Here is a 3,448-nt window from a genome sequence, read left to right as displayed (position 1 = left end):
AACCCAGCCTCTACTGCACGGCGAGCTGTTTCTTTATATTTACTAACCATTTCGTTTATCTCATCAATTGTTAAAGGTCTTGGTTCCTTCCACGTACCATCAGATTCAACAGGAATGTTGGAAGAACTTACTGGTTGTTTAGCATCTGTTGCTTTTCTTCCAGCATGAGCAATTTGTATACCTATTTTGGCATCGTGTTTATGTACTTCCTCAACTATTCTTGCATAAGCAGGAATCTGTTCATCTGACCATAAGCCTAGATCATAATCGGTAATTCTTCCATCAGGCTCTACGTCTGTCATTTCTACAATGATTAAGCCGGTGCCGCCTACTGCGCGAGATACATAATGGACGAAGTGCCAGTCATTAGGGGTTCCGTCCTTGGCCTCGACAGAGTATTGGCACATAGGAGCCATTACTATTCTATTTTTTAAGCTTAAACCTTTTACGCTATATGGTGTAAATAATTTGGACATTTCTTTGAATCACTCCTTTTTCATATTATCGCTTGTTTTGTCCGTTGATTCAAATAATGCGCGTTAAGAGAGTAATAGTTTTTATAAATAATTAATATATTTGTATAATTAATAAATTTATAGTTGTATTTATGCATTTTGAGTGTTACATTATGTATATTAATACAAAATAACCGTATATAAATACATTGGAGGAATATTTAATGAACAAAAAAGTTGTTTTAGCATACTCAGGTGGATTAGATACTTCTGTAGCAATTACTTGGCTTAAGGATGAGGGCTATGATGTAGTAGCTGTTTGTTTAGATGTAGGGGAAGGCAAAGACTTAGAATTTGTGAAAAACAAAGCCTTAGAGGTTGGAGCTATTGAAAGCTATATGATCGATGCAAGAGAAGAATTTGCAAATGAATATGCATTGATTTCTTTGCAAGCTCACACCTGGTACGAAAACAAATATCCTTTAGTATCTGCGCTATCAAGACCGCTAATTTCTCAGAAACTAGTAGAAATTGCAGAGAAAACTGGTGCTACTGCTGTTGCACATGGTTGTACTGGTAAAGGAAATGAGCAAGTTCGTTTCGAAGTTTCTATCAATGCTTTAAATCCGGAGTTAGAGGTAATTGCCCCTGTTCGTGAGTGGAGCTGGAGCCGTGAGGAAGAAATCGCTTATGCCAAAGAGAAAAACATTCCAATTCCAATTAACCTAGACAGTCCATTTTCTATAGACCAAAACCTTTGGGGACGTGCGAACGAATGTGGCATTTTAGAGGATCCATGGGCAGCACCACCAGAGGATGCATACGATTTAACAGTTTCTTTAGAAAATGCACCAGACGTTGCAGATATTATTGAAATTGAATTTTTACAAGGGGTTCCTGTAGCTATAGACGGAGTTAAATATCCATTACATGAACTTATTCTTAAGTTAAACGATATTGCTGGTAAGCATGGGGTTGGTCGTATCGATCATGTAGAAAATCGCCTAGTTGGTATAAAATCTCGTGAAGTCTATGAGATACCTGGGGCACACACACTGCTTCTGGCACATAAGGAGCTTGAAGACATTACGTTAGTGAAAGAGCTAGCTCACTTTAAGCCAGTAATGGAAAAGAAATTGACAGAACTTATTTATGAGGGTCTTTGGTTCTCTCCATTAAAAACTGCTCTTGTGGCATTTTTAAAGGAAACACAGCAATATGTAAATGGTACTGTACGTGTGAAACTATTTAAGGGTCATGCAATTGTGGAAGGGCGTAAATCTCCAAACTCTTTATATAATGAAAAACTTGCAACGTACACGGCGGATGACGAATTTAACCATTCTTCTGCTGTTGGGTTCATTGAACTGTGGGGACTTCCAACAAAAGTACATGCAATGGTAAACAAAGGAGAAAAGAAGGTGCAAGTATGAGTAAGCTATGGGGTGGAAGATTTCAGAAATCTGCCGAACAATGGGTGGATGAATTCGGAGCTTCTATTGAATTCGACCAAAAACTAGTAATGGAAGATATCGAGGGTAGTATGGCACACGTTAAAATGCTTTTCGATTGCAATATTTTACCCCATGAAGATGTAAGGGATATTCTTGGTGGCTTACTCCAGCTAAAACAGCTTGCTACTGAACACAAGCTTGAGTTCTCTGTTGCTAATGAGGATATTCACTTAAATTTAGAAAAAATGCTCATTGATCTAATAGGTCCGGTTGGTGGAAAGCTCCACACAGGACGAAGCCGTAATGACCAAATTGCAACAGATATGCACTTGTTTTTAAAGAACCGAGTAAACGAAATCATTGAATTGATAAGAGTTTTTCAAGAAACAATAGTTAACCAAGCAGAGAAGCATATAGAAACATTGGCGCCTGGTTATACACATTTACAACGTGCACAACCCATTTCCTTTGCCCACCATTTAATGGCTTATTTCTGGATGCTAGAGAGAGACAAGGAACGCTTTTTAGATTCCATGAAACGTATAGATATTTCTCCTCTTGGGTCTGGTGCGCTTGCAGGAACAACATTTCCAATAGATCGCAAGCTGTCAGCAGATTATCTAGGGTTTACTAGCGTATATGCAAATAGCATGGATGCTGTAAGTGATCGCGACTTTATCGTTGAATTTTTAAGCAACTCATCCTTACTTATGACGCACCTTTCTCGTTTTGCGGAGGAAATAATTTTATGGTCTAGCTCAGAGTTCAACTTTATTGAATTGGATGATTCCTTTTCAACAGGCTCAAGCATCATGCCACAAAAGAAAAATCCTGACATGGCAGAGTTAATACGTGGTAAGACGGGTCGTGTCTATGGGAATTTAATGGGTCTTTTAACAACATTAAAAGGACTGCCTCTAGCGTATAATAAGGATATGCAAGAGGATAAGGAAGGGATGTTTGACACGGTAGAGACAATTGTTGGGTCCCTTAAAATCTTTGAGGGAATGGTTCGAACAATGTCAGTGCACACAGAGCGTTTGCATGAAACAGTACACAAAGACTTCTCTAATGCGACGGAGCTTGCAGACTACTTAGCTGCAAAGGGTCTTCCTTTCCGTGAAGCTCATGAAGTAACAGGTAAACTAGTTTTCCTTTGTATACAACGAGGATATTTCCTTCTGGATCTTCCATTAAGTGATTTACAAGAAGCTAGTAGCTTAATAAAAGCAGACATTTATGATGTCTTGTCCCCATTAGCTGCAGTTAGAAGAAGAAATTCATTAGGTGGCACAGGTTTCGATCAGGTTAAGATTCAAATAGAAGAAGCTAAAAGTAAATTAAGCTAACTTATAGCCCGTGTTAAAGGAATAAACCCTTTAACACGGTTTTGCTTTTTACCAATTAGGAAGGTAGTTTATTGATTGATTGATTGTTAAGGGCTATGACATTAACTCAAGTTAAGTAAAGAGAGATAAGATTCTATATTATTTAGTTTAGATAAATATAAATACACATTCAAAGGTATAATTATTATTA

3 protein-coding genes are annotated in these 3,448 nt (G+C 37.8%); 2 read left to right on the top strand and 1 reads right to left on the bottom strand.

Annotated features, from left to right (window positions below; translation table 11 throughout):
* On the bottom strand, positions 1 to 476 hold a 476-nt coding region (locus AC06OU_RS16900; RefSeq protein WP_475857325.1), incomplete at its 3' end, for an oxidoreductase.
* Between the two features lie 203 nt (positions 477 to 679).
* Between AC06OU_RS16900 and AC06OU_RS16895 the strand changes: the two genes are divergently transcribed.
* Entirely contained in the window at positions 680 to 1,888 is a 1,209-nt protein-coding gene (locus tag AC06OU_RS16895) for an argininosuccinate synthase (protein ID WP_475857323.1), read from the top strand.
* Positions 1,885 to 3,258: an argininosuccinate lyase gene (gene argH / locus AC06OU_RS16890; RefSeq protein WP_475857322.1), complete on the top strand. Its 1,374-nt coding sequence runs from the start codon at positions 1,885 to 1,887 to the stop codon at positions 3,256 to 3,258. Before AC06OU_RS16895 ends, argH begins: the two co-directional genes overlap by 4 nt.
* The last annotated feature ends 190 nt before the right edge of the window (positions 3,259 to 3,448 follow it).

The organism is Psychrobacillus sp. (genome assembly GCF_056205495.1).
Note: the sequence above shows the minus strand (reverse complement) of the source record. Positions and strands in the feature narration are given on the sequence as shown.

Coding starts and splice junctions, on each gene's coding strand:
- AC06OU_RS16895 (WP_475857323.1), top strand. CDS start 680: ATGAACAAAAAAGTTGTTTTAGCATACTCAGGTGGATTAGATACTTCT.
- argH (WP_475857322.1), top strand. CDS start 1,885: ATGAGTAAGCTATGGGGTGGAAGATTTCAGAAATCTGCCGAACAATGG.